Raw genomic sequence first — 18,114 nt, 5'->3', positions numbered from 1 at the left:
CCGCCGGCTGTCCCTAGACTCTTCCGGCCTAAGAGCCGGCAGGTAAGGCGCTCTTCCGGCCAAGTGGAAAACTGCCCCCAATGGGGACTGTGGAGGAATGCTCCCAGCACCGCCGTCCACCCCAGGTCATCAGCCCGGCAGCATGGCCAGCAGCACCGGAACGACCCCCAGGCAGATGAAGGCCGGCAGCGAACACAGACCCAGCGGCACAACGAGCTTCACGCCCAGGGCGGCGGCCGCTTTCTCCGCAGACCGGAACCGCTCCCGGCGCATGCGGGCCGCCTGGGCGTAAAGGATGGCTGAGGACGGGGCGCCCGTAAGCGCTGCGAATCCCAGCGCCTGGCGGAGGGCGAGAAGTTCCGGCGACCGGACGTCGGAGCCGCGCCAGGCCGTTTCCCAGTCTGTTCCAATAGCGAGCGCCGCGACAACCGGCCGCAGCGGGCCACGGGCGTCCGGCCCGGCCAGCTCGGCTGCCAGAGCCAGGGCACGGCCAAGCCCGGCTCCCGCGTCAAGCATTGCGCCGATAAGTTCCAGCATCATTGCCACGTCGCCGATCCCTGGTCCGCCAATTTCCCCGGCCGGCGTGTAGCCGGAGCCTGGGCGGTCCGAGTTTCCGGCGCCCAGGACAGGCTGGAGCTGGCGTCGGAGTCTCCGCCGGGACAGCCCACGCTCTGACAGCGCCGTCACGGCAGCGACCGCCAGAATCGCAAGCACCGACAGGCCAGCCGCGTCGGCTGTCATGAGTGAAGCCCGGCAGCCGCGCGGACGAGCCGCGCTGACCAGATCCGGCCTGCCGCGGTCAGCGCAAGACCCGCCGCGAGCGCCGCCACTCCGAGGGGCGTTCCCAGCAGTACCCCGACAGGATCCACGCCCAGCAGCATGCCCAGGCCAAGGCCCAGGAACGGCAGCCAGGTCAGCAGCCGGACCGTCGCGCGGGGCCCGGCCAACGCCGTCTGACGGGCAGCCTCGGCGTCGTCCTCGGCCTCGAGCTGGGCTGCGAAGCGCGTCAACACCTCTGCCAGCGGGCAGCCGCTGGCCTCGGCAACGTCGAAGCACGCCGCGAGCTGAAACCAGACGCGATGTTCGCGCATGCCTTCCCCACGGCCACCGCCTCTGGTCCGCAAGGCGCCAGGTCCGCCGGACAGGGCCGTGCCCCCGGAGCGGAGGGCCGCTGCGACCGGGGACCCGCGCATCGCTGCCGCACGGGCTGCAGCGAGCAGCCGTACGGATCCCGGTGCCAGCTCCGGGCTCCGGTCGGAGGTGCCGCCCCCGTGCAGGAGCCACAGCTCATCCCACAACCGCGCTGGAGCGCGGCCACCCTTCAGCAATGCCGCCATCTGCTGCACGAGCAGGGTCATCGAAACTGTGGGCGCGTTCCGGCGCCGCCATCCGGGCAGCCTGCCGGATTCCGCCCGGGTGCCCCCGGCTGGAACAACTTGTGCTGCAGCGCACGCCGCGCGAATCCGGCGGCGCGGGGCCCGTGGCGGCGAGAGTGCTAGGAACACGGCGAGCGCCAGGACGCCAATGAGCAGGGCCGTCATGCAGTGCCCGCTCCGGCCGGGTCCAATCCGAGACGGGCCGCCAGCCCGGTCCAGGCCGGCCCGCAACGGACTGCGCCGCCGCAATTGTCCAGTGCGGAGCTGACGACCAGGCCCGCGGGGCCGCCTTCCAGCACACCGATGCAGGCCACGGTGCGGCGGCCGTTCATCCTTTCCACGTGGACCACTGCGTCGAGGGCGCTGGCTGCCTGCAGGCGGACCGCGTCCTGCCCCAGCCCGGCGAGCGCGCCCAGCGCCGTTAACCTTGCGGGCACGTCGGCCGCGGTATTGGCGTGGATGGTTCCGCCGCCTCCGCTGTGGCCGGTATTCATGGCGGCCAGCAGCTCGCGCACTTCAGCACCCCGGCACTCCCCCACGACCAGCCGGTCCGGCCGCATCCTCAGGGACTGCCGCACGAGCTCTCCCAAATCCACCACGCCGCCACCTTCAAGGTTTCCGTGCCGCGCCTCCAGCGACACGACGTGCGGGTGAACCGGGTTGAGCTCCGCGGCGTCCTCAATCAGGACCAGCCGCTCGCCCGGCGAACACAGGCCCAGCAGCGTGGCCAGCAGTGTGGTCTTCCCGGACCCGGTGGCTCCGCTGATCAGGAAACTCAAACGGTGTTCCACCATCCGTTCCAGCACGGACTGCACCAGTGTCCCGAACATCCCGTTCTGCCTGAGTTCTTCCATCGAGAAGACCCGCTCACGCCGGATCCGGACACTCAGGAGGGTCCCCGACGTGGAGATCGGTGGCAGCACAGCATGGACCCGGAAGCCGCCGTCGAGCCTGACATCGACGCAGGGCGAGGCATCGTCCAGGCGCCTCCCCCCGGCTGACACCAGCCGCGCCGCCAGCGCCCGGACCTGCGTTTCGCCGGAGAACACCACCGGCGCCCTCTCCAGCCCGCCGCCGCGGTCCAGCCAGACAGAGCCCGGGCCGTTGACGAAGATGTCCGTCACGGCCGGGTCCCGGACCAGGACCTGCAGGGGTCCGAGTCCGCTCAGTTCCGCGCTGATACCCTCGACTGCGGCCAGGGCGCCCGCCGTCCCCAGCAGGCGTCCACTCGCTTGCACGGCGGCTGCCACGCGGGACAGGGTCACCGGCGCGGCGTCGGACATCACGGATTCGCGGACGGATTCCAGCAGCCGCGCGTCCACGGAGGCGCGGGCAGGGGGCCGGTACCGCGCGGCGCCCGGGCTTCCGCCGCTGTCCGGGGGCCCAGGCGCCGAATGGGCGCTCAACCGGTGGCTCCAGCCCCGAAGTCCAGCACCATTCCGGCAAACCGCCGCACCTTGCGCTGCCGCCCGGCATCCAGCAGGCGCCCGAGCTCGGTCGCGGCCGCGGCGCGCCTGACGTCGGGCATGATGCCGGCCAGCGGCAACCCGACGGACGCGGCAATCAGCTCGGGGTCCAGCGCGGCCCCGGATTTGCCCCGCACCACGAGCACGGTCTCCACCGCGGGAAGGTCCTGCAGGAGTCGGGCCGTCGCCACGGCGGCCCGCAGCAGCGCGGGCGCCACGACGACGATCCGGTCGCAGTCCCAGGCGAAAGTCCGCAAGGCTTCCCGGGCCCGGCCGATGTCCACCAGGACGAGCTCGTAGCCTCGCCGTGCGGCGTCCAGCACACCGGCCACGACTGCCGGGTCCACTCCGCTGTGGCGCTCCTTGGTCCCGGGCCAGGAAAGGAACGGGAAGCCGCCGGCCAGGGGCAGGGAATCAGCGAGCTGGCGGGGATCGATGGTGCCGCTGGCGTCGGCCAGATCCGGCCAGCGGAGGCCGGGCACATCCTCGGCCGCGAACGCCAGCTCCAGCCCCCCGCCCCACGGGTCACCGTCCACCAGCAGGACCCGCAGGCCCTCCCGGGCGGCGGCATGGGCCAGCCAGACCGCGGCTGTGCTGGCCCCCGCGCCGCCGCAACCCCCAACAATCCCGAGGACTGTTCCGCCGGACTCGGGAGTGCGGGAGCGGCTAAGGTACTCGGCGAGCCAGGATGCGGCATCGGGCAACACCGCGACCCGTTCAGCACCAATGGCGGCCGCCAGGTGCCACAGTCCGTCGCCGTCGCCGTTAAGGCCGACCAGGACGGCCGGCGAACGTCCCCGCGGCGGCAAGTCGGCGAGGTCACTGCCGATCAGCACCACCGGCGCCCTGTCCCAAAAAGGCGCCGCCTCCCGGAGGTTCCGCACCGTGCGCAGCTGGCCGCCGGACGCCGCCACGACGCGTTCCACTTCACCGCGCAGCCGCTCGGACCCCGTCACCAGCAGGTCCTCCGACGACTCCTCCGGCAGCCACGGCGCGGCGGCCGAACCCGGGGCCGGCGCGGGGCCGGGCAGAAAGCCGGACCGGGGGCCAGTGCCCGAACCCGATAGCTGGTGCCTGCTCATGCGGCCAGTCTTCCCCGCCCCGGAACCCGCCATAACCCACGCCGGCCGCTATGTGGAGAAGCCCGGGCAAGGACCCTGGACAGGCCATGTGCACCGGGGACTCCGCCCGCAAGGCAGAATTGACCCTATGTACCTGCTGCTCGCCGCCCACGCTGACGGCGCAGCACTCCAGGAACTCACCGCGGACGGCGCCCCGCACCCCGCCACACCGCTGCCGCGGATCGTCGGCGCCGCCGAGCTGGCAGGCGTCGTGCGCAAGCTCGAACTGCGGCGGCCGCGCTGGATCTGGCACCGCACCCAGGACTGGTACCCCGCGCTGCTCGCCGCCGGCGTCGAACTGGAACGCTGCTACGACCTCACTCTGTGCGGCGCGATCCTGGCACACTCGGAGTTCACCGCCCACACCGCGTACGCGCAGAACGCGGACAAACTGACCCAGGACGATGAGCTGCAGCCGCCGCGGGCGCTGCAGCCGCCTCCCCCGCCGGCTGACCAGGGCGCACTGTTTGATGATCCCGGGATGCGCGGCACGCCCCGCCACAGCCCCGAAGACCTCCGCACGGAATACGCCGCGCAGCAGGAGGCCCTCAGTCAGGCGGGCGGGCCCGGCGTCGAACGCCACGGCGACAACCGCAGGCAGCGCCTCCAGCTGCTGCTCGCGGCCGAATCCGCCGGTGCCATGATCGCGGCAGAAATGCAGCACACCGGGGTGCCGTGGCGCGAGGAACTGCATGAGCGGATCCTGTTGGACTACCTCGGCCCGCGGCCGCCCCTGGGCCACCGTCCGGCCAAGCTGGAGGCGCTGACCGCCGAGCTGCGGCAGCTGCTGAATTCCCCCTCGCTGAACCCGGATTCACCGCAGGATCTCATGCGCGCCCTGCACCGGAACGGCATCGAAGTGAAGACCACCCGGCAGTGGGAACTGAAGGAATCCAGCCACCCGGCGATCGAGCCGCTGCTGGCATTCAAGAAGCTTTCCCGCCTGCACGCCGCCAACGGCTGGGTGTGGCTGGATGCGTGGGTCAAGAACGGCCGGTTCCAGCCGGAGTATGTGGTGGGCGGGGTGGTCTCCGGCCGCTGGGCTTCCCGCGGCGGCGGGGCACTCCAGATCCCGCGCCAGATCCGTGGCGCCGTGCATGCCGATCCGGGGCACAAGCTGATCGTCGCCGACGCCTCGCAGCTTGAGCCCCGGGTGCTCGTGGCACTGGCGCAGGATTCCAAGATGGCCGAAGCCGCGCGCGACAAGGACCTGTATGCCGGCATCGCGGCGCAGGGCTTCGGCGGCGACCGCGCCAAAGCGAAGGTGGCGCTGCTCGGAGCGATCTACGGGGCAACGACCGGCGAGTCGGGCCGGCTGATGCCGCAACTGACCCGCACGTATCCCCGTGCGGTCGGCTTCGTGGAACAGGCCGCCCGCGAGGGCGAGGCCGGCAGGACCGTCACGTCACGGCTGGGCCGCAGCAGCCCGCCGCCGTCCGAGCGCTGGCTGCAAAGCCAGCAGTCGACCAGCGCCGAGGAACAGCGCCGGGCCGACTCGATCGCCCGCTCGCGCGGCCGCTTCACCCGCAACTTCGTGGTTCAGGGATCCGCGGCGGACTGGGCCGCCTGCTGGCTGGCGGAACTGCGACGCCGGCTGCGCGCCCTGCGTGCGGACGGCACCCCCGCCGGGGATCTGGTCTTCTTCCTGCATGACGAAGTCATGGTCCACTGCCCCGAAGACAGGGTGGCCGACTGCGTCCGGGTCATCGAGGAAGCAGCAAACGCCGCCAAGGAGCTGCTGTTCGGCAGGATCCCAGTGGAATTCCCGGTGAGTGTCGCCGTCGTTGACTCCTACGACAACGCCAAATAGCCCCCGGGCCACCCGCCGTAACGTACCCGCCGGTAGCGTTGTGCGCCGCGCGTGACGGCAGTTACCCTCGAAAAGGCCGGTCAGTGATCCGACAATCCCGGCCATGCAACGACGCATAGTTTTCTGGGAAGGCAGCATATTGGCTGGCATTTTTGAGATCGCCGAGGCCGGCGGGAAGAAGTACTTCTTCAAGCTCACGGCACCCGACGGCACGGTGGTCGCCGTTTCACCACTGTTTAACACGATCAAGGGCGCAGCCGCGGGCATCACCGCCGTGCGGGAGAACGCGGCGACCGGGCTGATCGTCGACAAGTCCCGGAGGGTTCCGGATTTCCCGCCTCAGCCGTCGAGCCGGCTCCAGGCATCGACGTCCAGCAGGCTCGTGCGGTCCCACGGGACCGCCCACCCCAGCTGATCGAAGAGCTGGTTGAGGATCATCCCGGTAAAGCCCCAGACCACGACGTCATTGACGGTAAAGGCGGGGCTCCGGAAAGTTTGCCCCGCCCGGGTCACGGTGGCCATCACGCGGTTGTCCGGGTCCAGCAGATCCCGGACCGGGACGCGGAAGACCTGGGCGGACTCGCCGTAGTCCACCACCCGCACGGGTGACTGCGACGCCCACCAGCCCAGCACCGGCGTCACCAGGAAGTTCCCGCGGGGAAGGGCCAGTTCCGGCATCACCCCGAGGACCTCGACGCCGGCCGGGTCCAGTCCCGTCTCCTCTTCCGCTTCGCGCAGGGCGGCGCCAATAACGGATTCGCCCGGGTCGATGCCGCCGCCGGGGAACGCGACCTGACCGGGATGGTCATCCAGGGTCTGGGCGCGCTGCAGCAGCAGGACGTCCAGACCGGCCGGCGCCAGGAGTTTGACCGAGGTCGCCGGGACGTCATCGAGAGAGCCGAAAAGCATCAGCACGGCCGCCCGGCGGATCCGTTCGCCGGGTTCGACGACGAGTTCGCGCCAGCGCGGGTCGGGGGACGGTGCCGTTCCGGCCTCCACCGCGGCCACCAGATCAATGAGGTCCTGGCGGGCCGTCACAGCCGCTTCCTCTGGGATTCCATCCGGATTTCCGCGGCCCGGTGTGTCTCCGCGAGGAGCTTCGACAGCAGCTCCTCCTGCCCCGGTGCCAGTTCGTACTTCAACAGTTTCTTCGCCTTCTCCGGGTCCGTCTCACCCATCCCGTAGCTCGGACACCAGTTCGCCACGGCACAGGCGCCGCAGGCCGGCTTGCGGGAATGGCACACGCGCCGGCCGTGGAACACCACCCGGTGCGAGAGCATCGTCCAGTCCCGGGGTTCGAACAGTTCCGCGACGTCGGCCTCGATCCGGACCGGGTCATCGGACTCCGTCCAGCCAAAGCGGCGGGCGAGCCGGCCGAAATGGGTGTCCACCGTGATCCCGGGGACACCGAACGCGTTGCCGAGCACCACGTTCGCGGTTTTCCGTCCGACGCCGGGAAGCGTCACCAGATCGGCCAGCCGGCCGGGCACCTCGCCGTCGTACTCATCCACGAGCCGGTTGCACAGCGCCATCAGGTTCCGGGTCTTGGCCCGGAAGAACCCGGTGGGCTTGATAATGGCCTCCACCTCCGCCGGGTCCGCCTCCGCCATGCTCCGCGCGTCCGGGTAGCGGGCGAACAGCAGGGGCGTGATCTGGTTGACGGTCACGTCCGTGGTCTGCGCGGACAGCACCGTGGCGACCAGGAGCTCGAAGGGACTGCGGAAATCGAGTTCCGCGTGCGCATACGGATACTGTTCCGCAAGCCCCTTGTTGATCCGTCGGGCACGGCGTTTCAGGCCCAGCAGGGACTCCCCCGCCGCCCGCGGCGCGGCAGTTTTCGGACCGGCAGTTTTCGGGCCGGCACTCTTGGGACGCAGGTTTGCGGGACCCGCGTTTGTGAGGCCGGGCCTGGCGCTGCCGGGGGCCGGGCTGCTGGAATCGGTGGCCACCGGGGCTGGCTAACCGCGTTCGATGTTGCTGAGGTCGCGGAGCAGGCCCACGCGGCCGTCAGTGTGCTGGACCAGGAACTCGTGTCCCCGGTCCTCCAGGGCGAGCACCCAGCCCCCCGGCTCAATCACGAAGGCCGGTGCGCCGCTGTGCTCGTCCACGGCGGTGCGGGGCTGGGCGACGGCGAACCAGAATGCCTCGTGGACGACGTGGACCTCATGCTCCTCCGGGCGGCTCGCCGGGTCAACGGTGGCACCGATCGGCTCGTGCTTGCGCACCTGCGGGTTCACGGTGGTGGGGGCCACGTTGCCCGAGGCCGCGGGAACTTCCGCGGCGCGGGTTTCCTCGGCCGCTGCGGCGGCCCGGACCTGCGCCTCCGGGACCTGCCCGGCGGCGGCGGATTTCCCGGCGGGGGCAGTCCCGGCAGTGGGCGCGACGGCCGCCGCCTGGGTCTGCTCGCCGGCGGACGGTGCCGCCGGCTCGGACGCGGCCGGCACGATGCCCGTGATCCGGGTTTCCGGGGAACTGACGACCGGGGTCGGCGCGGCGGTGCGGGCAGGTGCGGCCTGTTCCGCGGCCGGCGTCGAAACTGCAGGGCCTGCGGCGGAGCCGGCGGTGGCCCCCGCGGCTGCAGCGGCAGAAGCGGCGCCCACGGCCCCGGCGGTGCCCACGGCCGGAGCGGTGCCTGCTGCTGAAGGCACCCCGGCGGGGGCACCCGCTGCGCCTGCGCCGGCGGCGTCAGGATGTCCGCCCGAGGTCATCCGCTTCGCCCAGCCGGCGACTGCACTGGTGCCGGCGGGCTTCGGCGCATGCTCGTCCTTGGCCTCTTTCGGTGCCTTGGGGGCGCGGGGCTTGCGGACGGGGACCGCCGACTCGCGGGCCACGGTGTGGGCAGGGACCTCGGCGCGGTCGAGGAAATCACCCGCGAAATAAGGGATCAGGCGGCCCAGCACGGTGGCGGAGAGCAGCCCGAGGGCGCCGACGAGTGCCAGCAGCATGCTGGGGATGTAGGCTCCCGCGACGGCCAGGAAGAAGAACGCGACAGCGAAGGACGCCACCACGGAGGCGAACTGGTCCACCGACAGGGAGCCGATCCGGAGCTTTGTTCCGGGGCTGAGCCGGCGTGCCACGAACAGGGCGGTGACGATCACCGGTAGCAGGATCCCGAGGCCCAGGAAGAACAGGCTTCCGAGGTTCCACAGGTTGTACCGGACGGCAAACATCGGGATCAGCGAGGCAACGAAGAGAATCAGCGTCGAGCCGAACACCGTGAGGTCGCGGATGGTGAAGGGTCCGAGGACCGCCTCGTTCCTGGTGCCGGCCTTCTTGCGCTCTGCCTTGTCTACCGTGAAACGGGGTGCTTCCCCGTAGCCGGCAGGCCGGTCGGCCGTGCCGTTGCCCTGGCTTTGGGCGGGCGGCTTCAGCTGCCCGTTTGCTTGCTCGTTCATTCGGTTCTCCTTAGCATGGCGGCACTCTGGACAGCGCCGTCTAACGGCAGGCCGAGCAGGGACCGCGGGCGGTCCCGTCGCCTCCATCGGATGTCACAACTTCATCTCAGCCTAGTCAAGTGGCTGGCCGATCACTAGCTGACAAGCCGGGCACAGGGGCACGGAATCGGGCCGCGCCGGCGCCTTCGCAGGCCGTTCGACTGCCATTCGGCGCTTAACAAACACCGCTCACGGTTCACTGTGTGACGCGGCACACGTCAGAGCCGGCGCAGGCGTTAGTGTGTATTTCGGAACAGCTCTTTGCGGTACGCCCGTGACCAGCCGCTGCCCGAGGACGCGCAAGCGGCCCGGTGCTGCGGCGGAACGGACGCTCCGCGCAGCACGGATCGATGAATGATGAGGTTCACCATGTCCCAGCAGACACCCGGCTCCACGACGACGCAGGCCCCCCAGCGCGATGCCTTCGAAAACCTGTCGCAGGAGAACCGCAAGTTCGCCCCTTCCCCCGAGTTCGCCGCCAACGCGGTGGTCACCGCCGCAGAGTACGCCGAGGCCGACGCCGACCGGCCCGCCTTCTGGGCCAAACAGGCCCGCGAAATGCTGAGCTGGAGCAAGGACTTCACGCAGGCCCTGGACTGGTCCAACCCTCCGTTTGCGAAGTGGTTTGTCGGGGGCGAGGTCAACGCGGCCTACAACGCGCTGGACCGCCACGTCGAGGCCGGTCACGGGGACCGCGTCGCCATCTACTTCGAAGGCGAACCCGGAGATACCCGCACCTACACCTACGCCCAGCTCACCGACGAGGTCAAGCGGGCCGCCAACGCCTTCGAGTCCCTCGGCGTCGCCAAGGGTGACCGCGTGGCCGTGTACCTGCCGATGATTCCCGAGGCCGTCATCACGCTGCTGGCCTGCGCCCGGATCGGCGCTATCCACTCCGTGGTCTTCGGCGGCTTCTCCGCGGAGGCGCTCCGTTCCCGGATTGACGACGCCGAGGCCAAGCTGGTCGTCACCGCGGACGGCACCTACCGCCGCGGCAAGCCCAGCGCGCTCAAGCCGGCCGTCGACGAGGCCCTGGCCCACGACGGGCACACCGTGCAGAACGTCGTCGTCGTCAAGCGCAACGGCCAGGACGTCGACTGGCACGAGGGCCGGGACCACTGGTGGGCCGACACGGTCGAGACCGCCTCCGCCGAGCACACCGCCGTCGGGCATGACTCCGAGCACCCGCTCTTCATCCTTTACACCTCCGGCACCACCGGCAAGCCCAAGGGCATCCTGCACACCACCGGCGGCTACCTCACCCAGACCGCCTACACCCACAAGGCCGTCTTCGACCTGAAACCGGAAACGGACGTCTACTGGTGCACGGCCGACGTCGGCTGGATCACCGGGCACTCCTACGTCGCGTACGCCCCGCTCCTCAACGGCGCCACCCAGGTGATGTACGAAGGCACCCCGGATTCCCCGCACCAGGGCCGCTGGTGGGAGATCGTGGAGAAGTACAAGGTTTCCATCCTCTACACCGCGCCCACCGCCATCCGGACGTTCATGAAGTGGGGCAAGGAGATCCCCGCGAAGTCGGACCTCTCCTCGATCCGCGTCCTGGGCTCCGTGGGCGAACCCATCAACCCCGAGGCCTGGATGTGGTACCGCGAGGTCATCGGCGGCAACGCCGGCAAGAACGGTGAGCGGAAAGAAAACCCCGCCCCGATCGTGGACACCTGGTGGCAGACCGAAACCGGGGCGCAGATGATCGCCCCGCTGCCCGGGGTCACGGCCACCAAGCCCGGTTCCGCCCAGGTCCCGCTGCCAGGCATCGCCGTGGACGTCGTGGACGAGGCCGGCGAGTCGGTGCCCAACGGCTCCGGCGGCTACCTCGTGATCCGCGAACCGTGGCCGGCCATGCTGCGCGGCATCTGGGGCGACCCGGAGCGCTTCAAGGAAACCTACTGGTCCCGCTTCGAGACCATGTACTTCGCCGGGGACGGCGCCAAGAAGGACGAGGACGGCGACATCTGGCTGCTCGGCCGGGTCGATGACGTGATGAACATTTCCGGCCACCGCCTCTCCACCGCCGAAATCGAATCCGCGCTCGTGTCCCACCCCGCCGTCGCCGAGGCCGCCGTCGTGGGCGCTGCGGACGAGACCACCGGCCAGTCGGTCGTCGCTTTCGTGATCCTGCGCGGCGACGCCGTGGACACTGGGGACGCGATCGTGCAGGAACTCCGGAACCACGTCAGCAAGGAGATCGGGCCGATCGCCAAGCCCAAGACCATCCTCGTGGTGCCCGAGCTGCCCAAGACCCGCTCCGGCAAGATCATGCGCCGCCTGCTCAAGGACGTTGCGGAAGGACGCGAAGTCGGCGACGCAACCACCCTGGCCGACAACACCGTCATGGCCCAGATCGCGAACTCGCTGAGGAAGTGAGCACGCACCCGGTCGGGTCCGTCCAGGGCGGAACGCTGCAGCGGTGACGGACGCGTGCGACGTCCTGGTGGTCGGCGCGGGCCTGGCCGGGTTGCAGTGCGCCCGTGAGCTGCAGGCCGCCGGGCGCGAGGTGCTGGTGTGGGAAGCCTCCGACGACGTCGGAGGCCGGATTCGGACCGACCGGATCGACGGCTTCCTCGTGGACCGCGGGTTCCAGGTGCTCAATCCCGCGTACCCGGCGGTCCGCCGCTGGGTCGACGTCGAGGCCCTGGCACTGCAGGCGTTCGGCGCCGGCCTCCGGGTCCGCCGGCAGGACTCCGTCGCGGTCCTCGCCCACCCCGTGCGGGAGCCCGGACTGATCCTGCAGACACTGCGCAGCGGACTGCTTGATCCCCGCGCTGTCACGGGGCTGCTGCGGTGGGCCGCCCCGGCGTTCACAAGGCACCGGCGGCATCCCGGCTGTGACGGTCCGCTGCGGGAGGCCCTGGACCGGTCCGGATGCTCCGGCGAACTCCGCAGCGCATTGGACCAGTTCCTCGCCGGAGTCCTGCTGGAGGACGAGGGCAGCACCTCCAACGAATTCGCGCTGCAGCTTGTGCGGGTCTTCGCGACCGGGGTGCCCGGATTGCCGCGCGAGGGCATGCAGGCACTCCCCCGTCAGCTGGCGCAATCCCTCACCATCCCGGTCCGTACCTCAACGCGGGTGGAGTCGATCACTCCGGACAACGACGCGATCCTGGTGACCGCCGGGGCTTCCCGGATCCGGGCCCGCCACGTCGTCCTCGCCGCCGATCCGGTCAGCTCCGCCAGGCTGGCCGGCGGCGAGGCCCCGGCCATGAAGGGCGTGCTGACGCACTGGTTCGCTTCCGACTCGGCGCCCAGCGGGGTGGACATGCTCCACGTTGACGGCCGCGCGCACCCGGGCGGGCCGCTGGTCAACGCCGCCGTCATTTCCAACGCTGCACCCAGCTACGCCCCCGCCGGGCGGCACCTGATCCAGACCTCCGCACTGTTGGGCCCGGGCCGGCCGCTCCCCACTGACGACGACGTCCGCCGCCACGCCGGGGACCTCTTCCGCTCCTCCACCGCCGGCTGGGAGCTGGTGGCGAGGCATGAGATCCCGCATGCCCTGCCCTCGCAGCCGCCGCCGCTGCGGCCCGGACAACCGCTGGAGGGCGCGTCCGGGCTGATCATCTGCGGCGATCACCGGGAAACGGCGTCCATCAACGGCGCCCTCGTCAGCGGCCACCGGGCCGCACTGGCCATCCTCGGACGGTCCAGGTGACCTTCTCCGTGTCGCGCCGGATCGCCGCACCCGCGGAGGACGCCTGGGATCTGCTCACCGATACCGGGAAGTGGCCGGCCTGGGGGCCCTCGATCACCGGGGTGGAGCCGGCCACGGCCGGAAGCCCGGCAGGACCCGCAGCTGGAGCGGGACCCGCCACCGGACCCGCCACCCGGACCGGGACCGGACCCGCCCCCGGCGTTTTTGGGCTCGGCAGCCGCGGCAAGGTCCGCACAGTCCTGGGTGCGTCGCTGCCCTACACCGTGACCGCGTTTGAGCCCGGACGCTACTGGTCCTGGTCCGTGGCGGGGGTCCCGGCCACCGGCCACCGGGTCGTTGCGCAGCCCGGCGGCTGCCTCGTCACCTTCACCGTCCCGTGGTGGGCGCCGGCCTACCTTCCGGTGTGCGCCCTGGCGCTGCGGCGGATAGAGCGGCTCGCGGCACGTTAGGGACCCGTGCCGCCTGCCCGTGGCCCGCGTACGCCGGGTGCAACGGCTACAACAGGGGGCGTCCGGGCCTCAGCCGCCGTGACAGGCCCTGACGAGGACCACCTCGAAACTGGTTGCTGCGGGGGTGGCGAATTTCGCGTTGACCAGGGCAACGGTGTTGCCGGACAGCGCCGCCGTCGTCGGGACGTCGAAGTTCCCGCTGGTGATGTTCGATCCGTCGTCCGGGTCCACTCTGTACAGGGCGCCGCGGCCCGTGTGGGCGACGATCAGCCGGTGGCCATCCTTGGCGGCGGCGATGCCGTTGAGGTCGTGGGTCACGGTGACGTCGTTGATGAAGCTGGCACCGGCCGGCGCCAGATCGTAGACTTTCACGGTTTTCTTCGTCTCCAGGTCATAAACGTAGGCCTGCCCGGTGGCACCGCCGGCGACGAAGAGCAGGTCGTTTTCGCGGTCGACCTTCATGCCGACGGCTGCCCGGCCTTCCGGCGCCGTGATAAACAGTTTGGCCTTGCCTTTGTCGATGTCTCCCCGGAAGATGTTTCCGTTGAGCAGGTCGCCGGCGAAAAACGTGCTGCCGTCCCCCGCGGCGATGCCTTCAGCGCCGGTGGCACCGGGGAGCCTGCTCACCCGGGGCCGGTCATCCCGGCCCGCCGGGTCCGCCCGGGCGGCGCTGGCCAGTGGCGCCGGCACGAGGAACGCCGCAACGGCGAGCATGCCCACGGCCACCCGGCGGATTGATTTTCCTGCATGAATGTTGCGCATGATGTGCTCCGAGATCGGGCTTTCCGCGCGGGCTGACCAGTGCGGGAGCTCCGCACGATGGTCCTTTCAGTCTAGGCAGGCGGGCCGGTGCGGGCCAGATCCGGACGGCCGCTGCACCGGCCGTCATTTGCGCGCCGTTTCCGCCGACCGGGCGGCAGCCCGCAACGCAACGCGATACATTGGCAGGCATGAGCGAAGCCATCCCCGCCGGCGCCGGCCGCGGCACCATCCTGGTCCTCAACGGACCCAACCTGAACCTGCTCGGCACCCGCGAACCCGAGAAATACGGCACCGCCACCCTGGCCGACGTCGAACAGCTCGCCACCGACACCGGCGCGGCGCACGGTCTCGACGTCGAGTGCTTCCAGTCGAACCATGAGGGTGCCCTCGTGGACGCCATCCATGCCGCGCGCGGCAGGGCCCTCGGCATCGTCATCAACGCCGGCGCGTACACCCACACCTCGGTCGCCATCCGGGACGCCATCTCCGCGGTGCAGCTGCCCGCCGTCGAGGTCCACATCACGAATGTCCATGCCCGCGAGGAGTTCCGGCACCATTCGTACCTCTCGGACATCAGCAAGGCAGTGATTGCCGGCGCAGGGATCCTGGGCTACCGGTTCGCCGTCGAGTATCTCGCCGGGCTGCAGGCCAGCGGCGACTGAGCATGCCCTCCGCTGATCCCGGCTCCGGGACACCGGCCACCGGGGAACCAGGCGGGGTGGAGTCTGCCACGGCCCGGTGGTACCGGCACTTCGGCACCGTCGACGCGCCGGGCAATTCCGCTTGTTACGCGGAGTGGTCGGTGGGCATAGCGGATGACCCGGAGCTGATCCGGCGGATCGACAAGTGGCCGTACACCAAGCGCCAGCCCCTGCTGCTGCTCGCGGCCGCACGGTTCCTCGGGGCACGGATCAGCCCCTACCCGGTCTTCCGGGCGTTCCTGGACGCACGCTGGGAGGACGTCTCGGGGATCGTGCTCACCCGGGCCACCCAGACCAATGAGGCCGGGCGCTGCGCCGCCTTGCTGCCGTCCCTGGCGCGGATTGCTGCCGCCGGCGGGCGACCGCTGGCGCTGCTTGAGGTCGGGGCGTCCGCCGGGCTCGCGCTCTTCCCGGACCGCTACGGCTACGCGTACGACGCCGGCGCCGGGGTCACCCGGCTGGCCCCGGCCGGCGCTGCTCCCGGCAGTTACCCGGTGCTGGACTGCGCCGTCACCGGCCCGGTGCCGCTCCCGGCGGAACTCCCCCGGGTGGTGTGGCGTGCGGGGATCGACCTCAACCCGCTCGATGTCCGCAACCCCGACGACGTCGCCTGGCTGGAAGCGCTGATCTGGCCGGAGCAGGACTTCCGCCGCGAACGGCTGCGCCGGGCGATCGCTATCGCCCAGGCGGATCCGCCCCTCCTGGTGGCCGGGGACCTCAACGACCGGCTCCCGGCCCTGGCCGCGCAGGCGCCGGCCGACGCCATGCTGGTGGTCTTCCACAGCGCGGTGATGGCCTACCTCGATGCGGAGGACCGGGAGCGGTTCCGCAGCACCATGTCCCGGCTCGCCGTCGAACGCGGCTGCCAGTGGCTCTCCAACGAGGGGCACACCGTGATCATCCAGGCGGATGGCTCCAGCGTGGTCCCCGAAATGGACGAGTCGCGGCTCCGCGGCCGATTCCTGCTGCTGCACAACGGGAAGCCCACGGCGATCACCGGCCCGCACGGCCAGAGCCTGGAGTGGCTTTAGCCGGCTGCCGTGGAGTGCCGGGCCGGTTCCGCAGTGTCCGCTATTTCTGGATGCACTGGCCCGGGGACACAGCATCGACGAGGCCCGGAGCCCGGGCGGCCACCGGTCCCAGATCCGTCATGGTGATGGCGTAGCCGAGCGAGGATTCCCCCGTGGACTTGGCGAAGACCACTCCCGCGACCTGGCCGTCGGTGGTCAGCAGCGGTCCGCCCGAGTTGCCCGGCTGGACATCCCCGGCGATCCGGTACACGTCCTCCGCCGCGGGGTTGTTGCCGTAGATGTCCGGGACCAGCACCGTCGAGATGTCCTGCACCGTGGCGGGTTTGGACTGGAACGGGCCGCCGTGGGGGTAGCCGGCAAACGCGGCCGGGCTGCCGGCGGGAAGGTCGGAACCCAGGGGCAGCGGCGCGGAGCGGAGACCGTCCACGGCCACAACAGCGAGGTCATGCTGGCTGTCGAAGTACACCACGCGCCCGGGCAGGGCGCCGCCGCCGGGGATCTCCACGACCGGTTCGGACACGCCGGCGACCACGTGGGCGTTTGTTACGACCCGGCCGGGAGAGACCACGAAACCGGTTCCGGTCTGGTTTTGTCCGCACTGGTAGGCGGTGCCGGCGATCTTCAGGACCGAGGCCGCGGCGCTGTTCAGGGCCGGGGTGTCGGTGCTGGCATCCGGGACGGCCACCGGCTGGCCTTGGCCGATCCCTTCGAACAGGGTCGGAATGCCCTCGCCGATCACGGCGGACCGCAGCTGGGCCATCGACGTTTTCAACGGTACGGGGGTCACCCCGTCGATGAAGCGGATCACCTTGGACTCGGCCAACGGCTGGGAGACGAAAGGAACGCCGAGGGCACCGATGCTGAAGGCCAGCATCGACATGACCAGGGCGGAGACCACCACGTTGACGCCTCCGCCGGCCAGGCGGTCCATGGACCGGAGCGGCTTGATCTTGACGATGCTGCGGATCCTGCGGCCGATCGCGGTGCCCAGCCCGTGCCCCAGGACCATCAGCAGCACGGCGGTGGCAATGATGGCGGTGAGGCGCCATCCGCTGTCCTCCACCAGGCCGCTGACGACGGGGACGGACACAAACGCGGCCACGGCGCCCGCCGCGAACCCGGCGATGCCGCCGGCGGTGACCAGGAAGCCGTTGCGCAGGCCATGGAAAAGGTAGGACAGCAGCGTCAGAATCAACACGAGGTCCAAGATGGTCAAGCCGAACACCGGCGCTCCTTACAGGCAGATAAACCCCAATTCTACCGGCGCCGGCTGACAGTTTACCGAGCACGGCCGGCGGCCCGAGCCAGGACACAAGTTCGCCCTGCCACGACGTTTGGCGCGTTTCAGTGCCAACTACGTCACAGAAGCTCCAAAATTCTGAAACAATGGCTGAAGCGCCCCAGCCGACACAGTTAGTCAGGAGTTTTCATGGATATCGAGGTATTGCGCCGCGCACCCCTTTTCGCCACGCTCGACGACGAGGCGTTCCGTCTGCTGACGGACGAACTCACCGAGGTGGACCTCTCACGCGGAGCCTCGGTATTCCGGGAAGGTGACCAGGGCGACCAGCTCTACTTCATCGTTTCCGGCAAGGTCAAGCTCGGACGCACGTCCCCGGACGGCCGGGAGTCACTGCTCGCTATCCTCGGCCCGGGCGAGCTCTTCGGCGAAATGGCACTCTTCGATCCGAGCCCGCGCACCGCCACGGCAACGGCCGTCTCGGAGACGCGTCTGGCCGGGCTGAAGAACGAGAGCCTGAACGCCCTGCTGCGCACCCGCCCGGAGGTTTCCGCGCAGCTGCTGCAGGCCCTGGCCCGCCGCCTGCGCCGCACCAACGACTCCCTCTCCGACCTGGTCTTCTCCGACGTTCCCGGCCGCGTGGCCAAGGCGCTGCTGGACCTCGCGGACCGCTTCGGCCGTCCCGCGACCGACGGTGTCCTGGTGGCCCACGAACTGACCCAGGAAGAACTGGCCCAGCTGGTCGGGGCATCCCGCGAAACTGTCAACAAGGCACTCGCCGAGTTCGTGCAGCGCGGCTGGCTGCGCCTGGAGGCCCGCGCCGTCGTCATCCTCGACATGCAGCGCCTCCGCCAGCGCTCCCGCTAGACCTGTTTGGCAGCACCACGAAGGCCGGCCCGTGAAAACGGTGCCGGCCTTCGGTGGTTAAGCTTCCGCGCTCCCCCCGCGGCACATGCCCAGTCCTGGCGGCCACGAGTGGACACAATGCCATTATGTCCACTCGCCCGGACCAACGCTGGGCATGTCCAGCGGGGGTGGGGAGGGCTGCGGG

At 70.4% G+C, this 18,114-nt stretch carries 17 protein-coding genes; 8 read left to right on the top strand and 9 right to left on the bottom strand.

Features of this window, described 5'->3' with window-relative positions; genetic code table 11:
• Window positions 1-129 precede the first annotated feature (129 nt).
• The 4 genes from BJQ90_RS07300 to ssd all read right to left on the bottom strand — a co-directional run bounded on the left by BJQ90_RS07300 (window position 130) and on the right by ssd (window position 3,924).
• A complete protein-coding gene (locus tag BJQ90_RS07300) occupies window positions 130-741 on the bottom strand; it encodes a type II secretion system F family protein (RefSeq protein ID WP_226759630.1) in 612 nt (203 codons plus the stop codon).
• Window positions 738-1,358, bottom strand: coding sequence for a hypothetical protein (locus BJQ90_RS07295; protein WP_319004612.1), 621 nt, complete (start codon window positions 1,356-1,358; stop codon window positions 738-740). The genes BJQ90_RS07300 and BJQ90_RS07295 overlap by 4 nt, the downstream gene beginning before the upstream one ends.
• Before the next feature lie 179 nt (window positions 1,359-1,537).
• Window positions 1,538-2,698 carry a TadA family conjugal transfer-associated ATPase gene (locus BJQ90_RS07290; RefSeq protein ID WP_226759642.1) on the bottom strand — a complete coding sequence of 387 codons (1,161 nt, stop codon included), beginning with the start codon at window positions 2,696-2,698 and terminating at the stop codon, window positions 1,538-1,540.
• An 80-nt stretch (window positions 2,699-2,778) separates the two neighbouring features.
• Window positions 2,779-3,924: a septum site-determining protein Ssd gene (ssd, locus tag BJQ90_RS07285; RefSeq protein WP_226759628.1), complete on the bottom strand. Its 1,146-nt coding sequence runs from the start codon at window positions 3,922-3,924 to the stop codon at window positions 2,779-2,781.
• Window positions 3,925-4,051: 127 nt separating this feature from the next.
• Between ssd and BJQ90_RS07280 the strand changes: the two genes are divergently transcribed.
• Both BJQ90_RS07280 and BJQ90_RS07275 read left to right on the top strand, forming a co-directional pair.
• Window positions 4,052-5,773: a bifunctional 3'-5' exonuclease/DNA polymerase gene (locus BJQ90_RS07280; protein ID WP_226759627.1), complete on the top strand. Its 1,722-nt coding sequence runs from the start codon at window positions 4,052-4,054 to the stop codon at window positions 5,771-5,773.
• A gap of 139 nt (window positions 5,774-5,912) precedes the next feature.
• Window positions 5,913-6,188 carry a YegP family protein gene (locus tag BJQ90_RS07275; protein WP_226759626.1) on the top strand — a complete coding sequence of 92 codons (276 nt, stop codon included), beginning with the start codon at window positions 5,913-5,915 and terminating at the stop codon, window positions 6,186-6,188.
• Here the strand turns inward: BJQ90_RS07275 and BJQ90_RS07270 are convergent.
• From BJQ90_RS07270 to BJQ90_RS07260, 3 genes are all read right to left on the bottom strand, one after another.
• Window positions 6,113-6,811 carry an NUDIX hydrolase gene (locus tag BJQ90_RS07270; protein WP_226759625.1) on the bottom strand — a complete coding sequence of 233 codons (699 nt, stop codon included), beginning with the start codon at window positions 6,809-6,811 and terminating at the stop codon, window positions 6,113-6,115. The two genes, BJQ90_RS07275 and BJQ90_RS07270, sit on opposite strands and share 76 nt — an antisense overlap.
• Window positions 6,808-7,578, bottom strand: coding sequence for an endonuclease III (nth, locus tag BJQ90_RS07265; protein WP_226759641.1), 771 nt, complete (start codon window positions 7,576-7,578; stop codon window positions 6,808-6,810). Before nth ends, BJQ90_RS07270 begins: the two co-directional genes overlap by 4 nt.
• A 153-nt stretch (window positions 7,579-7,731) precedes the next feature.
• Window positions 7,732-9,168, bottom strand: a complete 1,437-nt coding sequence (locus BJQ90_RS07260; RefSeq protein ID WP_226759624.1) for a hypothetical protein — start codon at window positions 9,166-9,168, stop codon at window positions 7,732-7,734.
• A gap of 408 nt (window positions 9,169-9,576) precedes the next feature.
• On the opposite strand from BJQ90_RS07260, the gene acs reads away from it, so the two are divergent.
• The 3 genes from acs to BJQ90_RS07245 are packed head-to-tail and all read left to right on the top strand — an operon-like array spanning window position 9,577 to window position 13,329.
• Window positions 9,577-11,595, top strand: coding sequence for an acetate--CoA ligase (gene acs / locus BJQ90_RS07255; protein ID WP_226759640.1), 2,019 nt, complete (start codon window positions 9,577-9,579; stop codon window positions 11,593-11,595).
• Window positions 11,596-11,638: 43 nt separating this feature from the next.
• Complete coding sequence (locus BJQ90_RS07250) at window positions 11,639-12,880, top strand: flavin monoamine oxidase family protein (RefSeq protein WP_226759623.1); 1,242 nt, start codon at window positions 11,639-11,641, stop codon at window positions 12,878-12,880.
• Window positions 12,877-13,329, top strand: a complete 453-nt coding sequence (locus BJQ90_RS07245; RefSeq protein WP_226759622.1) for an SRPBCC family protein — start codon at window positions 12,877-12,879, stop codon at window positions 13,327-13,329. The genes BJQ90_RS07250 and BJQ90_RS07245 overlap by 4 nt, the downstream gene beginning before the upstream one ends.
• Window positions 13,330-13,398: 69 nt before the next feature.
• Here BJQ90_RS07245 and BJQ90_RS07240 read toward each other — a convergent pair whose 3' ends face one another.
• Window positions 13,399-14,091, bottom strand: coding sequence for a hypothetical protein (locus tag BJQ90_RS07240; RefSeq protein WP_226759621.1), 693 nt, complete (start codon window positions 14,089-14,091; stop codon window positions 13,399-13,401).
• A 188-nt stretch (window positions 14,092-14,279) separates the two neighbouring features.
• Here BJQ90_RS07240 and aroQ point away from each other — a divergent pair, with 188 nt between their 5' ends.
• Together aroQ and BJQ90_RS07230 are read left to right on the top strand one after the other, a co-directional pair.
• On the top strand, window positions 14,280-14,753 hold the full coding sequence (gene aroQ / locus BJQ90_RS07235) for a type II 3-dehydroquinate dehydratase (RefSeq protein ID WP_226759620.1): 474 nt from the start codon (window positions 14,280-14,282) through the stop codon (window positions 14,751-14,753).
• A 2-nt stretch (window positions 14,754-14,755) separates the two neighbouring features.
• Entirely contained in the window at window positions 14,756-15,823 is a 1,068-nt protein-coding gene (locus BJQ90_RS07230; protein ID WP_226759619.1) for a DUF2332 domain-containing protein, read from the top strand.
• Between the two features lie 40 nt (window positions 15,824-15,863).
• On the opposite strand, the gene BJQ90_RS07225 is transcribed toward BJQ90_RS07230, so the two are convergent.
• Window positions 15,864-17,048: a MarP family serine protease gene (locus BJQ90_RS07225; RefSeq protein WP_226759618.1), complete on the bottom strand. Its 1,185-nt coding sequence runs from the start codon at window positions 17,046-17,048 to the stop codon at window positions 15,864-15,866.
• Between the two features lie 204 nt (window positions 17,049-17,252).
• Between BJQ90_RS07225 and BJQ90_RS07220 the strand changes: the two genes are divergently transcribed.
• Window positions 17,253-17,930, top strand: a complete 678-nt coding sequence (locus BJQ90_RS07220) for a Crp/Fnr family transcriptional regulator (protein ID WP_011693220.1) — start codon at window positions 17,253-17,255, stop codon at window positions 17,928-17,930.
• The last annotated feature ends 184 nt before the right edge of the window (window positions 17,931-18,114 follow it).

It is taken from the genome of Arthrobacter sp. SO3, from assembly GCF_020532825.1.
In the GTDB taxonomy this organism is placed as follows: Bacteria; Actinomycetota; Actinomycetes; order Actinomycetales; family Micrococcaceae; genus Arthrobacter.
This window is presented reverse-complemented; position numbering and strand designations above follow the sequence as displayed.

What these genes read in the sequence shown, in the direction of transcription:
- BJQ90_RS07300 (WP_226759630.1), bottom strand. Translation starts at nt 741, where the DNA reads ATGACAGCCGACGCGGCTGGCCTGTCGGTGCTTGCGATTCTGGCGGTC.
- BJQ90_RS07230 (WP_226759619.1), top strand. Translation starts at nt 14,756, where the DNA reads ATGCCCTCCGCTGATCCCGGCTCCGGGACACCGGCCACCGGGGAACCA.
- aroQ (WP_226759620.1), top strand. Translation starts at nt 14,280, where the DNA reads ATGAGCGAAGCCATCCCCGCCGGCGCCGGCCGCGGCACCATCCTGGTC.
- acs (WP_226759640.1), top strand. Translation starts at nt 9,577, where the DNA reads ATGTCCCAGCAGACACCCGGCTCCACGACGACGCAGGCCCCCCAGCGC.
- ssd (WP_226759628.1), bottom strand. Translation starts at nt 3,924, where the DNA reads ATGAGCAGGCACCAGCTATCGGGTTCGGGCACTGGCCCCCGGTCCGGC.
- BJQ90_RS07260 (WP_226759624.1), bottom strand. Translation starts at nt 9,168, where the DNA reads ATGAACGAGCAAGCAAACGGGCAGCTGAAGCCGCCCGCCCAAAGCCAG.
- BJQ90_RS07240 (WP_226759621.1), bottom strand. Translation starts at nt 14,091, where the DNA reads ATGCGCAACATTCATGCAGGAAAATCAATCCGCCGGGTGGCCGTGGGC.
- BJQ90_RS07220 (WP_011693220.1), top strand. Translation starts at nt 17,253, where the DNA reads ATGGATATCGAGGTATTGCGCCGCGCACCCCTTTTCGCCACGCTCGAC.
- BJQ90_RS07280 (WP_226759627.1), top strand. Translation starts at nt 4,052, where the DNA reads ATGTACCTGCTGCTCGCCGCCCACGCTGACGGCGCAGCACTCCAGGAA.
- BJQ90_RS07295 (WP_319004612.1), bottom strand. Translation starts at nt 1,358, where the DNA reads ATGACCCTGCTCGTGCAGCAGATGGCGGCATTGCTGAAGGGTGGCCGC.